Here is a 22,866-nt window from a genome sequence, read left to right on the forward strand (position 1 = left end):
GCGCCGATGACGGTGCCGTCGGTGAAGCACACCGACGCCGGTCCGTCCCACGGCTCCATGAGCGACGAGTGGTACTGGTAGAACGCCCGGCGTGCGGGGTCCATGCTCTCGTGCCGTTCCCAAGCTTCCGGGATCATCATCAGCACGGCGTGCGGCAGGCTGCGGCCACCGAGGTGCAGCATCTCGAGCACCTCGTCGAACCGCGCGGTGTCGCTGGCGCCGTTCGTGCAGACCGGGAAGATCTTCTCCAGCTGCTCGCGGCCACCGAAGATGTCGCTGTCGATGAGCGCCTCACGGGCACGCATCCAGTTCTCGTTGCCGGTGACGGTGTTGATCTCACCGTTGTGGGCCACGCGCCGGAACGGGTGGGCCAGCGGCCACGACGGGAACGTGTTTGTGGAAAAGCGCGAGTGCACGAGGCCGAGGGCCGACTCGAGTCGCTCGTCCTGCAGGTCCAGGTAGAAACCCTTGAGCTGCGGGGTGGTCAGCATGCCCTTGTAGACGAACGTCTGGCTCGACAGGCTGGGGAAGTACACGGTCTCGCGACCGGGGCCGTCCTTGCCTGCGCCTTCGCTGCCCAGCTCGTGCTCGGTGCGCTTACGGACCACGTAGGCGCGCCGCTCGAGGTCGAGTCCGGTGAGGGCGTCGTTCTCGCTGCCGATGAAGATCTGCCGGAACGTCGGCATGGCGTCGCGGGCCAGGGCGCCGAGCGACGAGTCGTCGGTCGCGACCTCGCGCCAGCCGAGGACCTTCAGGCCCTCGCTCTCGACGATCTTCTCGACGGCGTCGGCTGCGCGCTGCGCGTCGGCCTTGCTCTGCGGCAGGAACGCGATGCCGGTGGCGTACGTGCCTTCCGCGGGCAGCGGGAAGTCGACCACGGCGCGGAAGAACTTGTCCGGGACCTGGAGGAGGATGCCGGCGCCGTCACCCGTGTTGGGTTCGGAGCCCGCGGCACCACGGTGCTCGAGGTTCACCAGCGCGGTGATCGCCTTCTCGACGATGTCCCTGCTGCGGCGGCCCTTCATGTCCACGACGAACGCGACGCCACAGGAATCGTGCTCGTTCGACGGGTGATACAGCCCCTGGGGGCCTGGAAGTTGCTTCATACCTAGCCTTCGTATGCCAAAAGATGCACCGACGACCAGCAGCGCTGATGGCCATCAACTTGCAAAGCAGGTGCCGTCACGACGTGATCGGCACCACCGATCGGCTATCGCCCTTTTGCAGCACGCTGGGTGTGGTCCTCGCACCGGGCGACGTGGCTTTTCGGTCGGGTCGGACTTTCGTGGGTCCAACGTGTAACGAAAACGATAATTCAGAACCCCCGACGAAACACAACTTAGGTTGGCCTATTTACCCTCTGAACTGGGCATTGTCGAGGGCGGACCTCGTCCGACTGCACTGAGTACATGTTAAGTGAGCGCGCTGAGCACCGCTGTAATTCCCGCAGTCGGATCGAAATCGGGATCCGGGACGGTGAGTTGATGAAGGATTACACCGTCCAGGTAGTCGGTGATCACCACTGCGTCGGAAGCCGGGTTCCGCGATCCCACGAGTTCCAGCATGTCCGCGCCCCATTCTACGAGCGCTCGGCGCGCCGACCCGATCTTCGCGTCCAAGCCCGGTGTCACGGACGCCTCGACGAAGAGTGCGTAGCGGGCACTCGTGCGCACGCGGTCCGGACCAGTGGAGAAACTCACAAAGGCGACCAGCGCCGCGACCAGTGCGTCTCTGCTATCGGGCCGGAGGTGCGCGAACTTCTGCCAGTCCTCCCGGTCACGTTCGACGAGCCGTGTGACGATCCCCTCGAGCAGCGCGCCCCGGCTACGGAAGTAGTTGGACGTGGACCCCTGCGGCATTCCGACCAGCTCGTCGACGCCCCGGTGCGTGAGAGCCCGGACGCCTTTCGTGCCGAGTAGCGCGATGGCGGCGTCGAGCACCTGCTCCCGTTTGTCTGCCATACCCCGACACTACAACGGTAGTAAATTCACTACACCCGTAGTAGCGTGGTGGTCATGACGCACTCCGCAGCAGTCCTCGGCGGCGGCATCGGCGGACTCGCCGTCGCCCGCTACCTGTCCCGCGCCGGCTGGCACGTCGAGGTCTTCGAGCGTGCCGACACCCTGCCCACGTCGGGCACCGCACTCGGCATGTGGCCGCAGGCCCTCGACGCGCTGGACGCGATCGGCGCAGGTGATCGGGTACGCACACTGGGATCACCCCAGCACCGCGGTTCGCTCCTGCGCCCCGACGGATCCGTGATCGGCACCATCGACAACCGCAACCGCACCGCCTACCTGCTGTCGCGGCCCGCCCTGCTGGCCACACTGGCCGAGGCCCTGCCCGACGACATGATCTCGTTCGGCACACCGGCACCCGCCCTCGACGCGCTGACGGACCACGACGTCGTGATCGGTGCGGACGGTCTGCGTAGCCCGACCCGCCGACAACTGTTCGGCGAGAAGTTCGAGCCACGGTACGTAGGCGCGACCGCCTGGCGCGGGTGGGTGCCCGGACATCGCGACACCGTCAGCGAAACCTGGGACACGGACGCACTTTTCGGCATCACTCCGCGCGACGGCGATCTCGTCAACTGGTTCGCGTGCGTACGCACCGACGCAGGCCACCCCGGCGGCCTCGACTACCTCCGGTCACGGTTCGGGAACTGGCACGCCGATGTCCGGGCAGTACTGGATGCCGCCACCCCCGACGCGATGCTCCACCACGACCTGTACGAGTCGCCCGCGCTGCCGTCGTACGTGTCGGGCAACGCGGCCCTGCTCGGCGACGCGGCCCACGCGATGGCGCCGAACCTCGGCCGGGGCGCCTGCGAGGCCCTCGTCGACGCCGTCGCGCTCGGCCGATTCCTCACCGCCGACACCGACATTCACACCGCACTGCGCCGGTACGACCGCGCACGGCGGCCAGCGACGCGGCGGCTGGTGCGTGGATCGCGCGCCATGTCCTCCGTCGCGATGACCGGCCGTCTTCGTCCGCTGCGCGATCTGTCGGTGAAACTGGCCGCGGGCCTGGCCTGACCGGAATGTGGGGGCGCGGGAACGGTTGCCCGTCTGGTACTTTGCCGCGGTAGGGGGACGAGAAAGAACCGGGGGCGGTCATGGGGGCGGTGGACGACGGCTGCGGCAGTGTGCCGGCAGCACGGACGTATCTCATCGGGGAAACAACACATCCACCTGGTCGGTGGACGCATTCTGCTGTGCTCGCTTCCCTCTTTCGGTGCCTCTGAACTGCACCACTCTTGCGTTTGCTTCGTCAGCACCAGTCCGTTCGATCACCATGTCCGTTCGACTTCAGGAGTCAAAGACTTGAGAATCCGCATGCACGCTCTGGCAGCCGCTGTTTCGGTGTCCGCCGCAGCACTGCTCGGCGCCGCGACGGCGCACGCCGCTCCGACCACCCCGCCGTCCACGTCGCAGCCGGGCGTCACCGACCCCTCGGCCGCGCCCACCACGTCACAGCCCGGCGTGACGGTCCCGACGACGCCGCCCACCACGTCCCAGCCGGGCGTCACCGACCCGGCGGCTCCGGCCGCGACGACGCCCGCTCCCCCGCAGGCTCCGCTGGCGGTGCCGGGTGCCGAGACGGTCGTGCCTACTGCTCCCGACCTGGCAGCGCCCGCCGCCGAGGGTGTCGTGGACGAGGCACCGGCCGCCCAGCCGGCGACCGTGTGGATCGACCCCGACGACATGCCGAAGGCACATCAGGCACCGGTCGCCCCCGTAGTTCCGGTGCCGAAGCCGGTCGTCGAGGTGAACGCGGCCGTCGACACACTGGTCGGCGCGGTGCCCGTGGCCGTCAACGGACGCCAGTACGGCAACCCCGAGGGATACGTCGGCACCGTCGGCTGGCGCGTCGGCGACGCCACCGGCACCGCGGGCATCGCCGTCGACCCGTCCTCGCCGACGGCAGCCACCGTCTCCGCGTTCTCGGCCGATTCCCACGCGGAGCACCCCACCAATTGGTCTGCGCCCGTCGACGTCACCCCCGTCGCCGCCGCGATCACGGATGCGGCCCACCGGTACCCGGCATTCGGGGAGCTGGTTCGGACGATCGCGTCCCTCCCCGCACCGCAACTGCCGCAGCTGCAGTCGACCGACAGCGGTCCGGCCACCACCACGATCGGCGGCGTGAACGTGCGCAGCCAGGCGACGCTGCACGTGTGATCCGATTCCCTCGCGCGGAGCCCGCCCGGGGTCGGCTCCGCGCGAGGGAATGAGGTGTGGAGGATTCAACTGTGACCGAACCGCCGAACAGGGCACCCCTCGACCGCTTCTCGCACTGGTTCCCGCCGTTCGCGTCGGCCCCGGCACCGGGGTCGACGGCTCCCGCCGCGGAACCCGAGCAGCAACCCCCGGCTCCGACGTGGCTGACCGCGGGCGACGAGCCCGATCCCGCACCACCTGTTCGCGGTAATCAGAGGCTCGTGGTCGCCGGCGTCGCCGCCGCGGTGATCGCCGTCGTCGCCGGTGTGGTCGCCGTGTTCGCCTCGACGTCCGGTGATGCGAGCGGAACTCCCGTCGCCGCTACCGATTCCGGCTGGTGCGTCGAATCCCGCGACGGCGCGACGGTTGTCGGCAACGGTCCCGGCGGGACGTCCGACGGCGTCGCCGCGATCCTGGCCTTCGACCACGCGTACTACGTCGCACGCAGTGGCACGAAGGCCCGCGAGGTGGTCGCCCCCGACGCGCCGCTGGGGTCCGCCGAGTCCATCCAGGGCGGCATCGACTCGGTTGCCGAGGGCACCGAGCACTGCCTCGCCATCACCGAAACCGAACCCGGCCGCTACGCGGTGACGCTGTCGGAACTGCGTCCGGACGGGTCGACGAAGAAGTACGAGCAGGTCGTGACCACCGCCGGCCGCGACGGTCGCACGTACATCACATCCATTGGAGACGCGAAGTGACCGACCAACTGCTGCACCCACTTCCGGTGTCGACCCTCGTCCTCGGGGCCTGCGGAGGAGCCGGCGCAACCACGACGACGCTGGGGCTCGCCAACACCGCGGCAGCTCGCGGCGGCGCGGTCGTGGCCGTCGACGCGACACCCGCGGGCGGCGACGTCGCCGAACGTGGCGCCGATGCTGCGCTCTCCGTGAGCGGCCTCGAGCAACTGGTGGCCGCCGGCCCCGTCGCGGACGACGTGTTCGACGGGTACTGCTCCCGCACGAGTGCCGGGACCCGCATCCTGAACCGCCTGGGGGACCAGACCGCGTCAAACGGTGAATTCCACACTCTCACAGGGTTATTGCGCGCTCGCGGAGTGAGTGCCGTCCACGACCTGGGTCACCGGTTGCGCGCCGCATACCTCGCGCCGCTGCTGGCCACCCCGTCACCCATCGTCCTCGTCGTGCCGTGCCGGGCGGACGCGTTCAACCGCCTGCGCTCCGCGTTGCAGTCGATCGGTGACACGCTCGGCGAACCCGGGCTCGCCCGCACCGTCGTCACCGTGTCGAATCAGGACGCCACCGGCTGGCAGGTGGACGTCGACCTTCTCCGCGAGTACTTGGGCGGACAGGTGTGGGGCGTCGAGACCATCCCCTACGACGAACATCTGGGCATGGGAATCGTCATCGATCACAGCCGGCTGGCATCGGACACCCGGGCCGCGTACGAGCGGGTGTCCGCGGCGGCGTCGGCCGTGGCCGAAGGTCGTCCGGAACGGGTCTGAGCGAGGCACTTACCCACATCCGCCCACGGTTTAGTCAGCTGCACCCGCAATTGCAGCGCGTTTGACCAATCGGTGTGCAAACGCGAAGGCCCGCGCCCCCTCACGCCTCCAGCAACCCCTTCAACCTCTGCAGGTCGGCGGTGACGGCTGCTGCGTCCTGCGCGAATTCTTCGGCGGTGACGCCGTCGCGTCGCCGGATGGTGAAGACGACTTCGCTGTGGTCGCCGTCGGGGATGACGCGCACGGGGTTGTAGACGGTGTCGCCGCTGGGGAGCGTGACGTCGTGGTCGAGGACGCCGTAGTCGTTGGCGGGTGCGAAGGTCACGGCGACCTGTCCCATCGGGGAGTCCGCGAGCCAACGGTCGCCGTCCCGGGTGATGTTGGTGCTCAGGCCGGCCGCCCAGGCGGGGAGGTTGGCGGGGTCGCTCGCGTAGGCGTACACGTCGGCGGCGGTCCGAGCGATGAACACACTCACATGAGTTGATTCGGTGGTCATGACTCCCAGCATCCCCGCTCCACGGCACAGGTGATTGAAGAAATCGGACTCCGGTGCTCGATGTCCGAAACCTTCAATGCGGGTCAGTCTGAGGTCGTTAGCGTTCTCGGTATGACCGCAACATTCAGTGCCATCGAACTGGTCGTCCACGACCTGCCCACGTCGCTCGCGTTCTACCGGCGGCTCGGACTCGACATTCCCGCCGACGCCGATCAGGCACCGCACGTCGAATTCGAGTTTCCCGGTGGGATCCGCGTGCTGTGGGACACGGTCGAGACCATCCGCTCGTTCACACCCGACTGGACCGAACCCACCGGCGGGCATCGCCTCGCCCTCGCTTTCGACTGCGGCACCGCCGCAGACGTCGACACGCTGTTCGACGAGTTCACGGGATGCGGCTACAACGGTCGGAAGAAGCCGTGGGACGCACCGTGGGGGCAGCGTTACGCCACCGTCGACGATCCCGACGGCAACCCCGTCGACCTCTTTGCCGCGCTCACACCGTGACCAGCTGACCGAACGTGCGGCCGGTCAACTCGTGTGCCTCACGGATCAGGTGGGCCTGATCGGCGAAACCCGCCATGCCGGCCGCCTGAGCTGCGGGGATGGACGAACCCGCCAACCCCAGCGCCGACTGCAATCGAAGGATCCGGGCCAGCATCTTCGGCCCGTAACCGAACTGCCGTCGGCACAGGCGGTGCAGTTGGCGCTCGCCGACACCGATCCGGTCCGCCACCTCGCTAACGGATGTCTGCTGCTCCAGAAGCCGCACGATCGCGGGGATCCTGCCATCCGGCGGCGGCCCGAGGAGCCGGCGAGACCTCGCGAACTCCTCGAGCGCCCGGCCGGGGTCGGCGGCGTCGGCGATCCTGCCGAGGAATTCCGTGGTGGCGCGGTCCGTCAGCACCTCGGCGAGCGGCACCCGAAGGTTGGCCAGCTCCTCCGCCGGCGTCGCCAGAAGATCCGGGAGAGTGCCTGGGGAACAACGTAATCCGACGTAGCGGTCGCCCTCGCGGCTGCGGTTCAGATACGGCCGGGAGTCGGGGCCGGCCACGACGACGTCACCGTTCATCCAGATGAGGTCCATGCAGCCGTCGGGCAGGATGGCCGCCTCACCGCCGGCTGCGGTCTTCTGCCACACCACAGCGCCGGGGAACACCGACCGCCGCTCCGCGTACATGACCCCATGCTAGGCAGACGTCAGGTGCCCGGCTCGACGGCGTGCAGATCCGGATCCCAGTCGTAGACGACTGCGGTCCGCAGCAGGATGTCCTGCAGGGACCGGCGCCGGCCGTCGACTGCCGCCCAGAACAATCCGAACCCGAACATCACGCACAGCACCGCCCGGAGAAGGGCCCGCAGCCAGCCGATCAGTTCACCGTTGCGGCTGACCACCCGCAGCCCCATCGTCACGGCACCGACGGTGCGGCCGCTCACGGCCCAGCACGCCATCAGGTACAGCACCGACACGCCGATGAACAAGGTCACGGAGAGCACGGCATTGGCATCGGGGAACGAGAATTCCTGCGGCGAGAACAGCAACCGGAGGAACAACACTCCGACATAGATGCCGCCCATCACGGCCAGCACGACTGCCAGGTCGATGCCGGCTGCCAGACCGCGGGTGACGATCCCGGCCGCGCGATGCGCCGGGGTGCTCATGCATCGTCCGGTTCGTGCCCGCGCCCGAACAGCTTGCCCACGAACCCGGCGACGGCGTCGTCGGCCTGCATGCCCTGGGTCCGCACCCCGCGGACCGCCTCGTTGGACATCGAGTCCGTCGACTCGCGGATGATGCGCGGCAGGTCCACGCCCTCGATCACGGTATCGGCGAGCACCACCAGATCGACCCGCCCGATGACGGAGTCCACGTCTACGCGGTCGACGATCGCATCCACGTTTATCCGCGCGGCGACGGCGTCGATGTCGACGCGATCGAGAATCTGCGGGATGTCCACCCGGGCGGCGATGGCATCCACGTCGACGCGGTCGATGATGCGCTGGATGTCGATGCCTTCGGCGACCACGTCCAGGTCGACGTGATCACGCACGATCGTGGTGAGGTCCACCTCCTGAAGAGCGACTTGCACGACTCTTCGCAGCACTGCGTGCAGCACCCGATCCGCGAGTTCGTCGGCGCTGCGGAGCGTCTGGGTGCCGCGTTCCTCGAGGGTGACCAGCAGCGGGTCGACTCCCGGCAGGAGTCGCGCCGTGTCGACGCCGAGTCCGATCACACGCTGCAACGCACCGCCGGCGGTCGCGGCGACGCCGGCCGCGAGGCGCAGCGGATCAGGGGCTCTCCTGCCGTCCATACTCGATATCCAAGCCGGTCGGCGCCCGCGACGCACGGGTTCCAGATTTATAGCTCAGCCGTGGGGAGCGCCAGGGCCGTGCACGATTCGCGGGGCGGGCTGTCCGGACGCCGGACGGGGCGCCCAGTCGGCGAGTTCGGTGAGCAACTCGGCGACCCGATCCGAGCAGTGCGCGGGATCCGGTGCCGGTCCCAACCCGAGTCCCTCGACGACCAGCACGTTCCCCTGGGAGAGTCCGTGGACCCCGAGCGACCACCCGAAGTGGCGGTTCCAGGCCAGTACGGCCTTCCGGCCACGGTAGTAGGGGATCTCGCAGGAAAGGGTCACGACCGCGTCGAAAGCGGGGGTGCACCACCAGTCGACCGACTGGGCGCCCACCGTTGTCGCGACGGAACCGACGTACTCACCGACATTCGCCGAGCTGGTGGCCCGGACCTGGCTGATGCTCATACACAACCCACTCTCGACGTTCGCAGAAACCCAGCGGAAGAAGCCGGACGGCAGGTTCACACTCGAGTCATTCGTCACGGACCGCCGGGAGGACGGGTTCGGGTCCGAAGGGCCGGTGGTTCGCGACGAGGCTTCTACTCCATCGTCGGGCTGCGACGGGGCGCCCGGTAGCCACCCTGGGGTGGGGATACACCACCCCACGCACCTTTGTGGGGAAAACACGAAGGCCACGAACTCATGAGTTCGTGGCCTCGATGTCGCGATTCCGAAGAACCGCTTGTGGTGGGCGAAGGGGGACTTGAACCCCCACGTCCCGAAGGACACTGGCACCTGAAGCCAGCGCGTCTGCCATTCCGCCACTCGCCCGAGCGACCCGGAAACATTAACACGAGGTCGCCAGAAATCACGATTCGTACAGGTCAGGACCCGAAAAGTCCACAAAAACACCCGTCCAGGCAAAGACCGATATCATGCAATGGCGTAGACCCGTGTCGTGGCCCGAGGCAATGACAGTACCGTGGGATACGCGCACGGCAGTGGCGCGACACGGACATGTCTCGTCACAGCCACCGCACCGAGGACAGTAGGCCCGACAGCCAGGCACCGTGAGGAGGTTCCGATGGGGATAGTTCAACGTTTCGAGCGGAAGCTCCAGGGAGCCGTTGGTGACGCGTTCGCCCGGGTCTTCGGCGGCGGCGTGGTGCCACAGGAGGTGGAGGCCGCTCTTCAGCAGGAAGCCTCCGACCGGATCCAGCAGTTGGACGGTGGGCACCTGCTCGCGCCGAACAGCTATGTCATCGCCATCAACAACTCGGACCACGAAGAACTTGCCGCCGACAGAGACTTGACGGTCAAGGCCTTCGCCCGACACCTCGAAGACTTCATTCGCGACCAGGGCTGGCAGACGTATGGTCCCATTCATGTCGCGTTCGAACCGTCGCCTTCACTGCACACCGGGCAGTTCCGCACCCGGGGTTCGGTGGATCCGGATGCCGGCCGCCCAGGGGCGGCCACGCCGGGGCGACCCGAACCGCCAGGCGGTCCCGCACCGCGACCACAGGCACCGTTTGTACCCGTCACGTCGAATCCAGGAGCTGGCCCCATGACGCAGAACTCAGGCTACGACCCCAGCCGCGAACCAGCGGGCAACCGCAATCCCGACCCGCAGTACGCGCGCAACGGTCATGCCCATGCGGGTCAGGACCAGCGGTACCCGCAGGGCTACCAGAACGGTTACGACCGCGGCGGCTACCAGCAGGGCGGCTACGACCAGCAGCAGTACCCCGACGACCAGCGCGGCGGGTACCCCCAGGATGCCGCGTACGGCCAGGCATACGACCAGGGTGCGCAGGCTCCCGGCTACGAGCAGCCCGCGGACGCCGGCTACGACTACCAGCAGGGCGGCTACCAGCAGGGTTACGACCCGCAGGCGTACGACCAGCAGGCGGCTCCCGCCCGTTACCCGGACGGTTCCTACGCGGAGGCCGGGTACCAGCAGCCGCAGGGCTACGACCAGGGTTACGACCGCGGCGGCTACCAGCAGGGCGGTTACGACCAGCAGGCGTACGACCAGCAGGGCTACGCCGACTACGACCAGGGCGGCTACGGGCAGCAGGCCTACGCGCCCGACGGCCACACGTTCACGGCGACGCTGCAGCTCGAGGACGGCAGTGGACGCCACTTCCAGCTCCGTGAGGGCAACAACATCATCGGCCGCGGCCAGGAGGCACAGTTCCGCCTGCCCGACACCGGTGTGTCGCGCCGCCACATCGACATTCGCTGGGACGGCCAGGTCGCGATGCTGTCCGACCTCGGCTCCACCAACGGCACCACCGTCAACGGTGCCCCCGTGCAGGATTGGCAGCTGGCCGACGGAGACATCATCCGGGCGGGTCATTCGGAGATTCTGGTCCGAATCCTCTGAGGCACCACCGAGTTAGGACTCCGAGTAGGTTCCGCCGATACCCGACCCCGAACTGCCTCACCGAGACCCAACCGAGACGGCTTCGATACTCGACCGACATCGCGTCGGAGCCCGTGTCGGACGTAACACGGTGGGGACTCCGTATCGTTGTGGGCTGTCCGTATCCTGATCCCAGGGTGCGGGTTGCCCATATGATGCTGCGAGAAAAAGACGCTGGAACCTCGAACGTTCCCGCCACAGAAGGAGGTGGACTGCCGTGCAAGGTTTGATTCTGCAACTCACACGAGCAGGTTTCCTGCTTCTGCTGTGGCTTTTCGTGTGGACCGTTCTGCGGGCGTTGCGCGGCGACATCTACGCGGGATCCGGCGTCCGTGTGCCGCCCCGATATTCGCGCAGCGGCAACGTGCTGCCGTCGCTGGGTAAGACCAAGACGGCCAAGTATCTGGTGGTGACGCAGGGCGGCCTCGCCGGCACGCGCATCACTCTCGGCACCCAGCCCGTCCTCATCGGCCGGGCCGACGACTCCACCCTCGTCCTCACCGACGACTACGCCTCCACCCGCCACGCTCGGCTCTCCCCGCGAGGCGCCGACTGGTACGTCGAAGACCTCGGCTCGACCAACGGCACGTACCTGGATCGCGCCAAGGTCACCACATCTGTCCGCGTGCCGCTCGGTACCCCCGTACGGGTCGGCAAAACGGTAATCGAGTTGCGCCCGTGACCCTCGTACTCCGCTATGCCGCCCGCAGTGACCGTGGCCTCGTCCGTTCCAACAACGAAGATTCCGTCTACGCCGGTGCCCGCCTGCTGGCGCTCGCGGACGGCATGGGCGGTCACGCGGCCGGTGAGGTCGCGTCGCAGTTGATGATCGCGGCCCTCGCACATCTCGACGACGACGAGCCCGGCGAAGACCTTCTCGGCAAGCTCGAGGCCGCCACCCGGGAGGGCAACGACTCCATCGCCGACCACGTCGAGGAGGATCCCGAACTCGACGGCATGGGCACCACGCTCACCGCAATCCTGTTCTCCGGCAACAAGCTCGGGCTGGTCCACATCGGCGACTCCCGCGCCTACCTGCTCCGCGACGACTCCCTCGCGCAGATCACCCGGGACGACACGTTCGTGCAGTCCCTCGTCGACGAGGGACGGATCACCGCCGAGCAGGCGCACACCCACCCGCAGCGGTCGCTCATCATGCGCGCCCTCACCGGCAACGAGATCGAGCCGACGCTGACGGTCCGCGAGGCGCGCGCAGGCGACCGTTACCTGCTGTGCTCCGACGGACTGTCGGACGTGGTCAGCGACGAGACCATCGAGAACACGATGCGTGAGGGCTCGCAGGACGAGTGCGCCGACCGGCTCATCGAACTCGCCCTGCGCAGCGGCGGCCCGGACAACGTGACGGTCGTCGTCGCCGACGTCATCGACCTCGATTACGGGCAGAGCCACCCCATCGTCGCCGGTGCCGCCTCCGCCGACGACGAAGAGGACACACCGCCGCCCAACACGGCCGCGGGCCGCGCCGCCGCGATGCGGCCGCCGCGGGCCACCCCGAAGCGGGTGGTCCCGCAGGTCGAGGAACCGCCGACGAAGAAGAAGCGTCACCGCATGTGGTGGGCTGCGCTCGCGCTCGGTCTGATCGTCGTGGTCGCCGTCGCTGCCTTCGTGGGGCGGGCTCTGGTCCGCAACAACTACTACGTCGGCGCCGACGGCGAACGCGTCACCGTGCTGCGCGGAGTTCCCGGCTCGGTGCTGGGTTACTCGCTGCAGGAAGCGAATCTCGTCGGCTGTGTCAGCGATGCCGGCGACCTGACGTTGATGTCGCCGACCGAATCACCGAACGGTTGCACCATCCTCGAGGTCGACGACCTCCAGCCGTCCGCCCGCGAGCAGGTGCGTGCCGGGCTGCCCTCGGGCAAGCTCGACGACGTCCGCAACCAGATGACGCGGCTCGCTCAGAACGATCTGCTTCCGGTCTGCGAGTCGGCGTCGTCCACCACCACCACGACGACCACTCCGGCACCGACTCCGGCTCCCGTCCCGGAGACCACGCCGCCGCCCGCGCCTGTCCCCCCGGCCGAGGTGCCGCCCGCACCGGCGCCGAGCACACCCCCGACTCCGACCGCCACCCCGGCGCCGACCGTGACCCAGGTTCCCGGTCAGAACTGCAGGACGGCTAGCTGATGTCGGTCGCAAGTGCATCACCGGGGGCGCAGTTTCCCAGTCCCCCCGGCGGGTTCGCGCCAGCCCCCGTCCAGTCGACGCGCCGGGGCACCGAGCTGATCCTGATCGGTTTCGCGATCCTGATCACGACGATCTCGCTGGTGCTGGTCGAGGCCAGCCAGGAACAGAGCATCACCTGGGACCTCGCCAAGTACGCCGCCGCCTACTCGGCGCTGTTCCTGATCGCGCACCTCGCGGTGCGCCGGTTCGCGCCGTACGCCGACCCGCTGATCCTGCCGATCGTCGCGCTGCTCAACGGCCTCGGGCTGGTGCTGATCCACCGACTCGACCTCGCCGACGCACAGTCCGCCGCCTACTTCGGGCTGCCCGTCCCCTCGCCGGACGCCAACCAGCAGGTGCTGTGGACGACGCTGGCCATCGCCGGTTTCGTGGCCGTGCTGGTGCTGCTCAAGGACTACCGCCTCCTGGCCCGCTACAGCTACACGCTTGGCCTGGCCGGACTGGTGTTCCTCGCCATCCCGGCGATCCTGCCGTCCAGCTTCTCCGAGGTGAACGGCGCGAAGATCTGGATCCGCCTCCCCGGCTTCAGCATTCAGCCCGGCGAGTTCGCGAAGATCCTCCTGATCATCTTCTTCGCGTCGGTGCTGGTCGCGAAGCGCGACCTGTTCACCACCGCAGGCAAGCACGTGTTCGGCATCGACCTCCCCCGCGCCCGCGACCTCGGCCCCATCCTCGTCGCGTGGATGGTGTCGGTGGGTGTGCTCGTGCTGGAGAAGGACCTCGGCACGTCGCTGCTGCTGTTCAGCACCGTGCTGGTGATGCTCTACATCGCCACCGAGCGCGTCGGCTGGCTGCTGATCGGCGTCGGACTGCTCGGAATCGGCTTCTTCTTCGCCTACCAGCTGTTCGGCCACGTCCGGGTCCGGGTCAGCACCTGGCTCGACCCGCTGGCCGACTACAACAACACCGGCTACCAGATCTCGCAGTCGCTGTTCGGGCTCGCGACCGGCGGTGTGGCCGGAACGGGACTCGGCAGCGGACGACCCGCCCAGGTGCCGTTCGCGAAGACCGACTTCATCGTCGCCACGATCGGTGAGGAGCTCGGTCTGATCGGGCTCGCCGCCGTCCTGATGCTGTTCCTGATCCTCGTCATCCGCGGTCTGCGCACCGCGCTGGCCGTCCGCGACAGCTTCGGCAAGCTCCTCGCGGCCGGGCTGTCTTTCACGATCGCGGTGCAGGTGTTCGTGGTGGTCGGCGGCGTCACCAAGCTGATCCCGCTCACCGGTCTGACCACGCCATTCATGTCCTACGGTGGGTCGTCGCTGCTCGCCAACTATCTCCTGCTTGCGATCCTGATCAAGATCTCCGACGCCGCCCGTGAGCCGGCCGTCCCGAAGAAGAAGGGCCCCGCACCCATCGCCGACGCCCCGACCGAGATGGTGCCGCGCTCATGAACACACCTCTGCGTCGCGTCGCGATCGCCGTCATGGTGATGGTGGTCGCCCTCCTCGCCAACGCCACCTACGTTCAGGTCATCAAGGCGGACAACCTGCGGGCCGATCCGCGGAACTCGCGCGTGCTGCTCGACGAGTACTCGCGTCAGCGCGGCCAGATCTCGGCGGCCGGCCAGGTGCTCGCGGCGTCCGTCCCGACCGACGACCGCTACAAGTACCTGCGCACCTACCCGCCGAACCCGGCGGCACCGTCCAGCCCGCTGGCCAACGCACCGGTCACCGGTTTCTACTCGATGCAGTACGGCAGCACCGGTCTCGAGCGGGCCGAGGACCCGGTCCTCAACGGCTCCGACAACCGGCTGTTCGGGCGTCGCTTCTTCGACCTGGTGTCCGGGCGCGACCCGCGCGGCGGCAACGTGGTGACCACGATCAACCCGGTAATGCAGCAGGTGGCGTACGACGAGCTGACGGCGAAGGGCTACACCGGTTCGGTCGTCGCGATCGAACCGAGCACCGGACGCATCCTCACGATGGTCAGCACCCCGAGCTACGACCCCAACTCGCTCGCCAGCCACGACGGCACCGAGACCACCCAGGCGTGGGAGGCCCTCAACGCCGACCCGGAGAAGCCGCTGATCAACCGTGCGGTGTCGCAGACGTACCCGCCGGGCTCCACGTTCAAGGTGGTGGTGACCGCGGCGGCGCTCGCCGCCGGAACCACCCCCGACACCCAGCTGACCGCGGCCCCGCAGATCACCCTTCCCGGCACGTCGACGACGCTCGAGAACTACAACGGCTCCACGTGTGGCGGCGCCCCCACCGCGTCGCTGCGTGAGGCGTTCGCGCGGTCCTGCAACACGGCGTTCGTCGAACTCGGTGTGAAGACAGGCGCCGACGCCGTCAGCGACCAGTCAAGCGGGCTCGGCATCGGTGGGCAGATGCCCGGCGTCCCGTTCCCCGTCGCGGACAGCACGATCGGGTCGATCCCCGACGACGCCGCACTCGGTCAGAGCAGCATCGGCCAGCGTGACGTCGCGCTCACTCCGCTGCAGAACGCGATGATCGCGGCTACCGTCGCCAACGGTGGGGTGCGGATGCAACCGCAACTGGTGTCCGAACTGCAGGGGCCGGACCTGTCCAACCTCGCGACCACCAACCCGGTGTCCGAAGGCCAGGCGATGTCGTCCCAGGTGGCGGCCACCCTGACCGACCTGATGATCGGTTCCGAGAACAACACCAGCGGCGAAGGCAAGATCCCGGGCGTCCAGATCGCGTCCAAGACGGGCACCGCCGAGCACGGGACCGACCCTCGGAACACCCCGCCCCACGCCTGGTACATCGGATTCGCACCCGCCCAGAACCCGACCGTGGCCATTGCGGTCATCGTCGAGGACGGCGGAGATCGTGCACTGGCCGCAACCGGCGGCTCGGTGGCTGCACCTATCGGCCGTGCCGTCATCGCAGCCGGACTACAAGGGGGCTGATTGTGGCACTGAACAACGGCGCGCTGATCGCCAATCGATACCGCCTGATCCGGCTCATCGCCACGGGCGGAATGGGACAGGTCTGGGAAGCGACGGACAACAGGCTCAACCGTCGTGTCGCGGTGAAGGTGCTGAAGTCCGAGTTCTCGTCCGACCCGGAGTTCGTCGAACGGTTCCGTTTCGAGGCGCGTACCACCGCGCAGCTGAACCATTCCGGCATCGCCGGAATCTACGACTACGGCGAGGTCCGCGACGCCACCGGCGATTCCACCGCCTACCTGGTGATGGAACTCGTCAACGGTGAGCCGCTCAACGCCGTCCTCTCGCGGGTGGGCCGCCTCGCGGTGCCGCACGCCCTGGACATGCTCGAGCAGACCGGCCGGGCGCTGCAAGTGGCGCACGACGCCGGAGTCGTGCACCGCGACGTGAAGCCCGGCAATATCCTGATCACCCCCACCGGCCAGGTGAAGATCACCGACTTCGGCATCGCGAAGGCCGTGGAGAACTCGCCGATCACGCGGACCGGCATGGTGATGGGCACCGCGCAGTACATCGCCCCCGAGCAGGCGCTCGGCCAGGACGCGACCGCGGCGAGCGACGTGTACTCCCTCGGCATCGTCGGCTACGAGGCGCTGTCCGGACGTCGCCCGTTCGTCGGCGACGGCGCGATCACCGTCGCGATGAAGCACGTCCAGGAGGCGCCGGCACCGTTGCCGAGCGACCTGCCGCCGAACATCCGCGAACTCATCGACATCACGATCGCGAAGGATCCGAGCACTCGCTACGCCAGTGGCGGAGAGTTCGCCGACGCGGTCGCGGCGGTCCGGGCGGGCAGGCGTCCCCCGCCGCCCGGCGTGTCGGGTACCGGGGCGGCGCGGGTTCTGCCGCCGCCGATGACCGGTGCAACCCAGATGATGCCGCCCTCGCAGACCGCGTACGCGGGACCGGTCACCGGGCAGGTGCCGCCGGACGACTCGAACGGTGACGGCAAGAAGGGCGGGCTGACCAGCGGCCAGAAGGCCGTGGCCTGGGGTGCGGGTGGTCTGCTCCTGCTGGCGGCGATCATCGGGCTCGCGCTCGTCCTGTTCGACGGTGGTGACACGAAGGAACCGACGTCGCCGGCGATTACGTCGTCGCTGCGGACGATCACGACGACACCGCGGCCGACGACCACCACCACGACCGAGGAACAGACGACCACCACCGAGCCGCCGTACACGACGACCACCACCCAGCCGTACACGACCACCACCACCCCGCCGCCGACCACGACGACGACAGAGCCGACGACGACTACCACCACCACCACGACCACCACCGCCCCCACGACGACGACCACGACGACCACGTCGGAGGAGTCAACTACTCCGACCCCACAAGGACTGCCATGACGACACCGCGCAACCTCTCCTCACGCTACGAGCTGGGTGAGATTCTCGGCTTCGGTGGCATGTCCGAGGTCCACCTCGCCCGCGACGTCCGACTCAGCCGTGACGTCGCGATCAAGGTCCTGCGCGCCGACCTGGCCCGCGACCCCACGTTCTACCTGCGATTCCGTCGCGAGGCGCAGAACGCGGCGGCGCTGAACCATCCGGCGATCGTGGCCGTCTACGACACCGGCGAGGCGGAAACCGAAGCGGGACCGCTGCCGTACATCGTGATGGAGTACGTCGACGGCGACACGTTGCGGGACATCGTGCGCAGCGAGGGCCCGATGGCGCCGCGCCGCGCGATGGAAGTCATCTCGGACGTGTGCGCGGCGCTCGACTTCAGCCACCGCAACGGCATCGTGCACCGCGACGTGAAGCCCGCCAACGTGATGATCAACCGTGCGGGTGCGGTGAAGGTGATGGACTTCGGCATCGCGCGAGCGATCTCCGACGCGTCCAGCCCCATGACGCAGACGGCCGCAGTCATCGGCACCGCCCAGTATCTGTCGCCCGAGCAGGCCCGTGGCGAGCAGGTCGACGCCCGCTCCGACGTGTACTCCCTCGGTTGCGTGCTGTTCGAGATCCTCACCGGCGAACCCCCGTTCAAGGGTGACTCCCCGGTCGCGGTCGCGTACCAGCACGTGCGGGAGGACCCGCAGACACCGTCCGCGGTCAATCCGGACATTCCGCGTGAGCTCGACTCGGTGATCCTCAAGGCGATGAGCAAGAACCCCGCCAACCGCTACCAGACCGCCGCGGACATGCGCAGCGACCTGGTCCGGGTGCTCGGCGGGCAGCGCCCCAGCGCGCCGATGGTCATGAGCGACGAGGACCGCACCACGATCCTCGGTGCCGTCGATACCGGCGCGGGAAACTACCGGCGCCAGCAGTCACCGGCCCCGGCCACCGCGTCGAAGACGGACGGCGGCGAGCCCGACAAGAAGAAGAACCCGATGCGGGTGGCGCTGATGGCGCTGGGCGCCCTCATCGTCGTCGGCATCGTCGGCGCGTTCCTGTGGTCCGTGGGACCGGGTTCGAAGGCCGATCAGGTGACCATGCCGGACGTCACGAACCAGGCCGCGGACGACGCCGAGACGACACTGCAGAACCTCGGTTTCCGCGTCGCCCGGCAACAGAAACCGGACGCCGTCGTGGCGACCGGCAACGTCATCACCACCCGCCCCGTCGGCGGCGTGCAGGTGGACGAGGGCAGCACGATCACCCTCGAGGTGTCGTCGGGCCCCGAACAGGTGAAGGTCCCGCGGCTCGCCGGTCTCACCCAGCAGGAAGCGCAGCAGGAGCTGAACGCGGTGGGACTGCGGCTCGACACCGCTGTCGCCCGTGCACCGTCCGACGTGTCCGACGTCGACAAGGTGATCGAACAGAACCCGTCCTCCGGCGCGAGCATCTCCCTCGACTCCGAGGTCGCCGTCACGCTGGGCACCGGGCCGGAGCAGATCCGCATCCCCGACGTGACCGGCCAGAAGGTCGAGGTCGCGCAGGCGAACATCGAGGGCGCCGGTTTCAAGGTGCAGATCCAGAACATCGATTCCGGTGTGCCGAAGGGCCAGGTCGTCTCCACCGACCCCGTCGGCGGCTCCACCGCAGCCAAGGGTGACACCATCCAGATCCGGGTGTCGAACGGCAACAACATCGAGATGCCGGACCTGACGGGCAAGACGGTGTCGCAGGCGCTCGCCGAGCTGCGCAGCGCCGGCTGGAGCGGGTCGTCGAGCTCGCTGAATCAGACGCAGACGTCCACCCTGGACCCGGAGATGGTCGGCAAGATCATCAGTCAGGAACAGCCGCCGGGATCGGAGATCACCAAGAACGGGGTCGTCTCCGTCGGTGTCGGCGCGCTGGGCATCCCGCGGTAGGCGGCTCCGCCACCCGTGCGCCTTTCTGGTTGCTGTAGCTACCAAAAAGGCGCACGGGCGCTACGCGCCCAACGCTTGCGCGACCTCGGTCTCGAGGGTGGCGACGAGGGATTCCTTCGGGGCTTCGCCGCAGACGGCGAGCCAGTTGCCGAGCATGCGGTGCCCGCCCTCGGTGAGCACGGACTCCGGGTGGAACTGGACGCCGTGGATCGGCAGTTCCCGGTGCCGCATCGCCATGACGATGCCGCTGTCGGTGTGGGCGGTGACCTCGAGTTCGTCCGGGATGGTGTCTTCCAGGACGGTCAGTGAGTGGTAGCGCGTGGCGGTGAACGGGTCGGGAAGACCCGCGAGAACGCCCTCGCCGGTGTGGTGGACGATGCTGGTCTTGCCGTGCAGGAGTTCGGGTGCCCGGTCAACGGTGGCGCCGAATGCGGCCCCGATCGCCTGGTGTCCGAGGCACACCCCGAGAAGTGGCGTCTTGGCCGCGGCACACGCCGTGACCAGGTCCATCGTCGCGCCTGCCCGCTGCGGTGTGCCGGGGCCGGGACTCAGCAGAATGCCGTCGAACTCGGCCGCTGCCGCCGCGACGGCGTCGGGCCCGGTGAGGTTCGGATCGTCGTTGCGCCAGACCACGGCCCGTGTTCCCAGCTGTCCGAGGTACTGGACCAGGTTGAACACGAAGCTGTCGTAGTTGTCGACGACGAGAATCCTCATGGAAGCAGGGTATTCTGCCCGCTTCCCGCTCTGCACGGCCGGGGACCGTTCGGGCTCAGTGCCCCGCGTATCCGGGCACGGACAGTTGGCCGGACGCCGCCTCCGAGTAGCCGAGGCCGAACCGTGAGGCGTACTGCTTGAATACCCGGATTCCGGGTTCGTTGGCGAGCGCCGCCTCCAGTCGCGCGGGATCCCCGATCGCCGACATGACGTAGGGCGGGCTGTAGGTGCGACCGTGCAGCAGCAGGGTGTTGCCGATGCAGCGCGGTGCCGACGTGTTCACGATCCGCTGGTCCTGCATGCTGATCGCCTCGGCACCGCCCACCCACAGTGCGTTCAGCACACTCTGGACGTCCTGCTGGTGGACGACGAGATCGTCCGGCGACGCGTCGACGGGATATTTGCCGTCCGCGTCGCGGGGGGCGTCGGTGAGTGTGACGGTGACGCCGGGACCGGTCATCGGTGTGAGTCCGGCATCGGTGGCGAGCGCCTTGCTTTCGGCGAGCGCCTGCGCGACACCGCTGTCGGACGCGGCGGCGTCCTGCTGCAGCGATTCGACCTGCGCCGCCAGCCGGTCGCGGGTCTCGGCCACCTGTTCGGTCTCGGACTGGGCGTTGCGCACGAGGTCGGACAGTCGGGTGGAATCGCCGGCGCGAATCTCGTTGCCGTGCGACACCTGACGGGTGGTGGCCACCAGCAGACCGGCCACGAGACACACCACCAGCACCGCGATCCGCCAGAAGATCGACCTGGTCACCGGTGTTTCCGTCCCCTCGTCCTCGCCGCGCGAATCGCGGCTACGTTAGCGTGTACACACGCAGGTATTTCCGAATCTACCTGCCCACATTCCTGTTGAGCCGTACGAACGAGGACGTCATGCCGAAGTCGAAGGTCCGAAAGAAGACCGATTACACGATCAACCCTGCGAGCCGCACCCCGGTGAAGGTGAAGGCCGGCCCCTCGAGCACCCTGTACGTCTCGGTGATGCTCGGGTTCATGCTGGTCGGCCTGGTGTGGTTGCTCGTCTATTACCTGGCCGCCGACCAGCTCGAGTGGATGAACAACCTCGGTGCCTACAACTTCCTCATCGGATTCGGCTTCATGGTGGTCGGTCTGATCATGACGATGCGCTGGCGTTGACCATCACAATTACACCCATGTCATTCATCCCCAATGTGGACAACCCCTGTGGATAGCCGCAGGTCGAGTGCTGATGTCCGCTGACGAGGCACCGCTGGAGTGGTCGACGCCCCTCGCCGCGGTGATCGCTCTCGCCGCGGGCGGAGTCGCGTTGGGGGTCGCGGGCCTTTCCGTGTCGACCGAGCCGGCGGGCCGTGTCCTCGTGTGCGTCGCCGCCCTCGGGCTGCTGCTGACCGCCGCGTCCGCGCTCCGGCAACGCCCGCGCCTCGCCATCGACAAGGAGGGCGGCGGGATCGTGGTGAACCGGCTGAGCGGCCGCCACGGGTATGCCCGCTCGGAGATCGAACGCGCGCGGCTCGTGCGCTATCCCCGGCTGGGCCGCCGGGTGCCGATGCTCGAGATCGACGTCCGCACCGAGGACGGCACCGAACGCCTCCTGATCTTCGGCCGGTGGGATCTCGGCACCAATCCGGAGGACGTGTTCGATGCCCTCGCGGTGCACCGTCTGGTGGGCCGGGGTCAGTAGCCGAAGTTCGCGCGCAGCTGCAGGGTGCGGATCGCGATGACGGCGAGCGGCACCAGCATCACGACGCCGAGGCAGACCCAGCCGACGATGACGGCCTTCTCCCGGTTGTTCCCGACGCCCAGCAGTTGGGGCCCGTAGAGGATTCCCGCGGTGGCCGCGGCTCCGGCGACCAGGCCGCCGAGATGCCCCCACAGTGAGATGCCGGGGATCGTGATGCTGATGATCACGTTGATGGCGATCACCGAGATCACCGGTGCGGGGCTGCGCCGCAGACGCAGGAGGATGACGGCCTGAGCGCCCATCAGTCCGAAGACGGCACCCGACGCACCCGCGGTGACCGCGCCGAGTTGGAACAGCATCACCGCGGCGGAACCGCCGAGCAGCGACGCGAAGTACACGCAGGCGTAGCGGGCACGCCCGAGGACCAGTTCGGTGTCGCGGCCGATCACCCACAGGGCGAACATGTTGACGGCCAGGTGGATGATGCCGAAGTGGAGGAATCCGCTGCCGAGCACGCGGACGATCTGCCCGTCCACGACAGCGGGTGGGAACAGCGCCCAGTCCGCGAAGAGCTTCGACCCGGCCTGGTTCTGCATGATGCTGCGGGACTGCGCCGCGGTGATCAGGAAGATGCCGACGTTCGCGGCCATCAGGATGTACGTCACCAGCGGTGTCGGACGCTGTGTGGTCACGGCGCCGGCGACGTTACGGACCGGGCGGACATCGCGCCGTCCGGCGGCGACGCAGTCGACACACTGGTAGCCGACGGCCGCTTCGCGCAGGCATTCGGGGCACGCGGGACGACCGCACCGGTTGCACGACAGCGCAGTGGGGCGATCGGGGTGGCGGACGCACCGCGGCTGGGGCGGAGTGCCCTCGTTCGCGGCACCGCCCCAGCCGGGGTTGGTCATGTGCTGCGGTTCCCTACGCGATGGTGACGCTGTTGATCACGACCGGCTCGAGCGGACGGTCCGCGCGATCGGTGGCGGTGGTCGAGATGGCGTCGACGACCTTCTTCGACTCCTCGTCGACGACCTCACCGAAGATGGTGTGGCGACGGTTGAGGTGCGGCGTCGGGCCGGTGGTGATGAAGAACTGCGAACCGTTGGTTCCCGGGCCTGCGTTCGCCATGGCCAGGATGTATGCGCGGTCGAACTGCAGTTCCGGGTGGAACTCGTCGCCGAACT

General features: G+C 68.3%; 24 protein-coding genes, 1 tRNA gene and 1 pseudogene. 14 read left to right on the plus strand and 12 right to left on the minus strand.

Going from position 1 to position 22,866, the window contains the following annotated elements:
* Both QM693_RS36715 and QM693_RS36720 read right to left on the minus strand, forming a co-directional pair.
* Positions 1–1,106: pseudogene (locus tag QM693_RS36715) on the minus strand (glutamate synthase subunit alpha); the annotation flags it as partial.
* A 306-nt stretch (positions 1,107–1,412) separates the two neighbouring features.
* Complete coding sequence (locus QM693_RS36720) at positions 1,413–1,961, minus strand: TetR/AcrR family transcriptional regulator (protein WP_283334716.1); 549 nt, start codon at positions 1,959–1,961, stop codon at positions 1,413–1,415.
* A 54-nt stretch (positions 1,962–2,015) separates the two neighbouring features.
* Between QM693_RS36720 and QM693_RS36725 the strand changes: the two genes are divergently transcribed.
* The 4 genes from QM693_RS36725 (at position 2,016) to QM693_RS36740 (ending at position 5,688) form a co-directional block, all read left to right on the plus strand.
* Positions 2,016–3,038 (plus strand): FAD-dependent oxidoreductase, encoded by a 1,023-nt coding sequence (locus tag QM693_RS36725; protein ID WP_283354757.1) that lies wholly within the window; start codon positions 2,016–2,018, stop codon positions 3,036–3,038.
* Between the two features lie 300 nt (positions 3,039–3,338).
* Positions 3,339–4,184 (plus strand): glycoprotein, encoded by an 846-nt coding sequence (locus tag QM693_RS36730; protein WP_283354758.1) that lies wholly within the window; start codon positions 3,339–3,341, stop codon positions 4,182–4,184.
* 71 nt (positions 4,185–4,255) lie between these two features.
* Positions 4,256–4,924 carry a DUF8176 domain-containing protein gene (locus tag QM693_RS36735; protein WP_283334713.1) on the plus strand — a complete coding sequence of 223 codons (669 nt, stop codon included), beginning with the start codon at positions 4,256–4,258 and terminating at the stop codon, positions 4,922–4,924.
* Positions 4,921–5,688, plus strand: coding sequence for a hypothetical protein (locus tag QM693_RS36740; protein WP_283354759.1), 768 nt, complete (start codon positions 4,921–4,923; stop codon positions 5,686–5,688). Before QM693_RS36735 ends, QM693_RS36740 begins: the two co-directional genes overlap by 4 nt.
* Before the next feature lie 100 nt (positions 5,689–5,788).
* Here the strand turns inward: QM693_RS36740 and QM693_RS36745 are convergent, their stop codons facing one another.
* Entirely contained in the window at positions 5,789–6,184 is a 396-nt protein-coding gene (locus QM693_RS36745; RefSeq protein WP_198602106.1) for an SRPBCC family protein, read from the minus strand.
* A gap of 111 nt (positions 6,185–6,295) precedes the next feature.
* Here QM693_RS36745 and QM693_RS36750 point away from each other — a divergent pair, with 111 nt between their 5' ends.
* A complete protein-coding gene (locus tag QM693_RS36750) occupies positions 6,296–6,691 on the plus strand; it encodes a VOC family protein (RefSeq protein ID WP_283354760.1) in 396 nt (131 codons plus the stop codon).
* Here the strand turns inward: QM693_RS36750 and QM693_RS36755 are convergent.
* The 5 genes from QM693_RS36755 to QM693_RS36775 all read right to left on the minus strand — a co-directional run bounded on the left by QM693_RS36755 (position 6,681) and on the right by QM693_RS36775 (position 9,312).
* Complete coding sequence (locus QM693_RS36755) at positions 6,681–7,364, minus strand: AraC family transcriptional regulator (RefSeq protein ID WP_283334709.1); 684 nt, start codon at positions 7,362–7,364, stop codon at positions 6,681–6,683. The genes QM693_RS36750 and QM693_RS36755 overlap by 11 nt on opposite strands.
* 20 nt (positions 7,365–7,384) lie before the next feature.
* Positions 7,385–7,846 (minus strand): RDD family protein, encoded by a 462-nt coding sequence (locus QM693_RS36760; protein ID WP_283354761.1) that lies wholly within the window; start codon positions 7,844–7,846, stop codon positions 7,385–7,387.
* Positions 7,843–8,496 (minus strand): hypothetical protein, encoded by a 654-nt coding sequence (locus QM693_RS36765; protein ID WP_283354762.1) that lies wholly within the window; start codon positions 8,494–8,496, stop codon positions 7,843–7,845. Before QM693_RS36765 ends, QM693_RS36760 begins: the two co-directional genes overlap by 4 nt.
* Positions 8,497–8,550: 54 nt before the next feature.
* Entirely contained in the window at positions 8,551–8,946 is a 396-nt protein-coding gene (locus QM693_RS36770; protein ID WP_283354763.1) for a DUF6292 family protein, read from the minus strand.
* Positions 8,947–9,226: 280 nt separating this feature from the next.
* Positions 9,227–9,312 (minus strand) — tRNA-Leu (locus QM693_RS36775).
* 253 nt (positions 9,313–9,565) lie between these two features.
* On the opposite strand from QM693_RS36775, the gene QM693_RS36780 reads away from it, so the two are divergent.
* The 7 genes from QM693_RS36780 to pknB all read left to right on the plus strand — a co-directional run bounded on the left by QM693_RS36780 (position 9,566) and on the right by pknB (position 19,299).
* Entirely contained in the window at positions 9,566–10,870 is a 1,305-nt protein-coding gene (locus QM693_RS36780) for an FHA domain-containing protein (protein WP_283334706.1), read from the plus strand.
* A 256-nt stretch (positions 10,871–11,126) separates the two neighbouring features.
* Entirely contained in the window at positions 11,127–11,591 is a 465-nt protein-coding gene (locus QM693_RS36785; protein WP_005249074.1) for an FHA domain-containing protein FhaB/FipA, read from the plus strand.
* Positions 11,588–13,054, plus strand: a complete 1,467-nt coding sequence (locus tag QM693_RS36790) for a PP2C family protein-serine/threonine phosphatase (RefSeq protein ID WP_280783100.1) — start codon at positions 11,588–11,590, stop codon at positions 13,052–13,054. Before QM693_RS36785 ends, QM693_RS36790 begins: the two co-directional genes overlap by 4 nt.
* Entirely contained in the window at positions 13,054–14,508 is a 1,455-nt protein-coding gene (locus QM693_RS36795; RefSeq protein ID WP_009476773.1) for an FtsW/RodA/SpoVE family cell cycle protein, read from the plus strand. The genes QM693_RS36790 and QM693_RS36795 overlap by 1 nt, the downstream gene beginning before the upstream one ends.
* The gene (locus QM693_RS36800; RefSeq protein ID WP_280783099.1) at positions 14,505–15,992 is read left to right on the plus strand and encodes a penicillin-binding transpeptidase domain-containing protein; all 1,488 of its coding nucleotides are present in this window, start codon (positions 14,505–14,507) and stop codon (positions 15,990–15,992) included. Before QM693_RS36795 ends, QM693_RS36800 begins: the two co-directional genes overlap by 4 nt.
* Before the next feature lie 2 nt (positions 15,993–15,994).
* A complete protein-coding gene (locus QM693_RS36805) occupies positions 15,995–17,383 on the plus strand; it encodes a protein kinase domain-containing protein (RefSeq protein WP_280783098.1) in 1,389 nt (462 codons plus the stop codon).
* On the plus strand, positions 17,380–19,299 hold the full coding sequence (pknB, locus tag QM693_RS36810; RefSeq protein WP_280783097.1) for a Stk1 family PASTA domain-containing Ser/Thr kinase: 1,920 nt from the start codon (positions 17,380–17,382) through the stop codon (positions 19,297–19,299). Before QM693_RS36805 ends, pknB begins: the two co-directional genes overlap by 4 nt.
* 60 nt (positions 19,300–19,359) lie before the next feature.
* Here pknB and QM693_RS36815 read toward each other — a convergent pair whose 3' ends face one another.
* Positions 19,360–20,013, minus strand: coding sequence for an aminodeoxychorismate/anthranilate synthase component II (locus tag QM693_RS36815; protein ID WP_283354764.1), 654 nt, complete (start codon positions 20,011–20,013; stop codon positions 19,360–19,362).
* Between the two features lie 55 nt (positions 20,014–20,068).
* The gene (locus QM693_RS36820; protein WP_283354765.1) at positions 20,069–20,770 is read right to left on the minus strand and encodes a DUF881 domain-containing protein; all 702 of its coding nucleotides are present in this window, start codon (positions 20,768–20,770) and stop codon (positions 20,069–20,071) included.
* Positions 20,771–20,889: 119 nt separating this feature from the next.
* Here QM693_RS36820 and crgA point away from each other — a divergent pair, with 119 nt between their 5' ends.
* Complete coding sequence (crgA, locus tag QM693_RS36825; protein ID WP_005249082.1) at positions 20,890–21,153, plus strand: cell division protein CrgA; 264 nt, start codon at positions 20,890–20,892, stop codon at positions 21,151–21,153.
* A gap of 67 nt (positions 21,154–21,220) precedes the next feature.
* Positions 21,221–21,679 (plus strand): PH domain-containing protein, encoded by a 459-nt coding sequence (locus QM693_RS36830; RefSeq protein WP_283354766.1) that lies wholly within the window; start codon positions 21,221–21,223, stop codon positions 21,677–21,679.
* Here the strand turns inward: QM693_RS36830 and QM693_RS36835 are convergent.
* Together QM693_RS36835 and QM693_RS36840 are read right to left on the minus strand one after the other, a co-directional pair.
* Complete coding sequence (locus QM693_RS36835; protein WP_283354767.1) at positions 21,673–22,590, minus strand: rhomboid family intramembrane serine protease; 918 nt, start codon at positions 22,588–22,590, stop codon at positions 21,673–21,675. The two genes, QM693_RS36830 and QM693_RS36835, sit on opposite strands and share 7 nt — an antisense overlap.
* 13 nt (positions 22,591–22,603) lie before the next feature.
* Positions 22,604–22,866: peptidylprolyl isomerase (locus QM693_RS36840; RefSeq protein WP_283354768.1), on the minus strand; the 263-nt coding region annotated here is incomplete at its 5' end.

Origin of the sequence: Rhodococcus sp. IEGM 1305 (genome assembly GCF_030058635.1) — a bacterium.
GTDB lineage: Bacteria > Actinomycetota > Actinomycetes > Mycobacteriales > Mycobacteriaceae > Rhodococcus_F > Rhodococcus_F opacus_D.

Bases quoted from the DNA above. Each gene is read 5' to 3' on its own strand.
- QM693_RS36770 (WP_283354763.1), bottom strand. From the start codon at position 8,946: ATGAGCATCAGCCAGGTCCGGGCCACCAGCTCGGCGAATGTCGGTGAG.
- QM693_RS36725 (WP_283354757.1), top strand. From the start codon at position 2,016: ATGACGCACTCCGCAGCAGTCCTCGGCGGCGGCATCGGCGGACTCGCC.
- crgA (WP_005249082.1), top strand. From the start codon at position 20,890: ATGCCGAAGTCGAAGGTCCGAAAGAAGACCGATTACACGATCAACCCT.
- QM693_RS36765 (WP_283354762.1), bottom strand. From the start codon at position 8,496: ATGGACGGCAGGAGAGCCCCTGATCCGCTGCGCCTCGCGGCCGGCGTC.
- QM693_RS36780 (WP_283334706.1), top strand. From the start codon at position 9,566: ATGGGGATAGTTCAACGTTTCGAGCGGAAGCTCCAGGGAGCCGTTGGT.
- QM693_RS36815 (WP_283354764.1), bottom strand. From the start codon at position 20,013: ATGAGGATTCTCGTCGTCGACAACTACGACAGCTTCGTGTTCAACCTG.
- QM693_RS36730 (WP_283354758.1), top strand. From the start codon at position 3,339: ATGCACGCTCTGGCAGCCGCTGTTTCGGTGTCCGCCGCAGCACTGCTC.
- QM693_RS36795 (WP_009476773.1), top strand. From the start codon at position 13,054: ATGTCGGTCGCAAGTGCATCACCGGGGGCGCAGTTTCCCAGTCCCCCC.
- QM693_RS36760 (WP_283354761.1), bottom strand. From the start codon at position 7,846: ATGAGCACCCCGGCGCATCGCGCGGCCGGGATCGTCACCCGCGGTCTG.
- QM693_RS36800 (WP_280783099.1), top strand. From the start codon at position 14,505: ATGAACACACCTCTGCGTCGCGTCGCGATCGCCGTCATGGTGATGGTG.
- QM693_RS36745 (WP_198602106.1), bottom strand. From the start codon at position 6,184: ATGACCACCGAATCAACTCATGTGAGTGTGTTCATCGCTCGGACCGCC.
- QM693_RS36755 (WP_283334709.1), bottom strand. From the start codon at position 7,364: ATGTACGCGGAGCGGCGGTCGGTGTTCCCCGGCGCTGTGGTGTGGCAG.
- QM693_RS36750 (WP_283354760.1), top strand. From the start codon at position 6,296: ATGACCGCAACATTCAGTGCCATCGAACTGGTCGTCCACGACCTGCCC.
- QM693_RS36720 (WP_283334716.1), bottom strand. From the start codon at position 1,961: ATGGCAGACAAACGGGAGCAGGTGCTCGACGCCGCCATCGCGCTACTC.
- QM693_RS36835 (WP_283354767.1), bottom strand. From the start codon at position 22,590: ATGACCAACCCCGGCTGGGGCGGTGCCGCGAACGAGGGCACTCCGCCC.
- pknB (WP_280783097.1), top strand. From the start codon at position 17,380: ATGACGACACCGCGCAACCTCTCCTCACGCTACGAGCTGGGTGAGATT.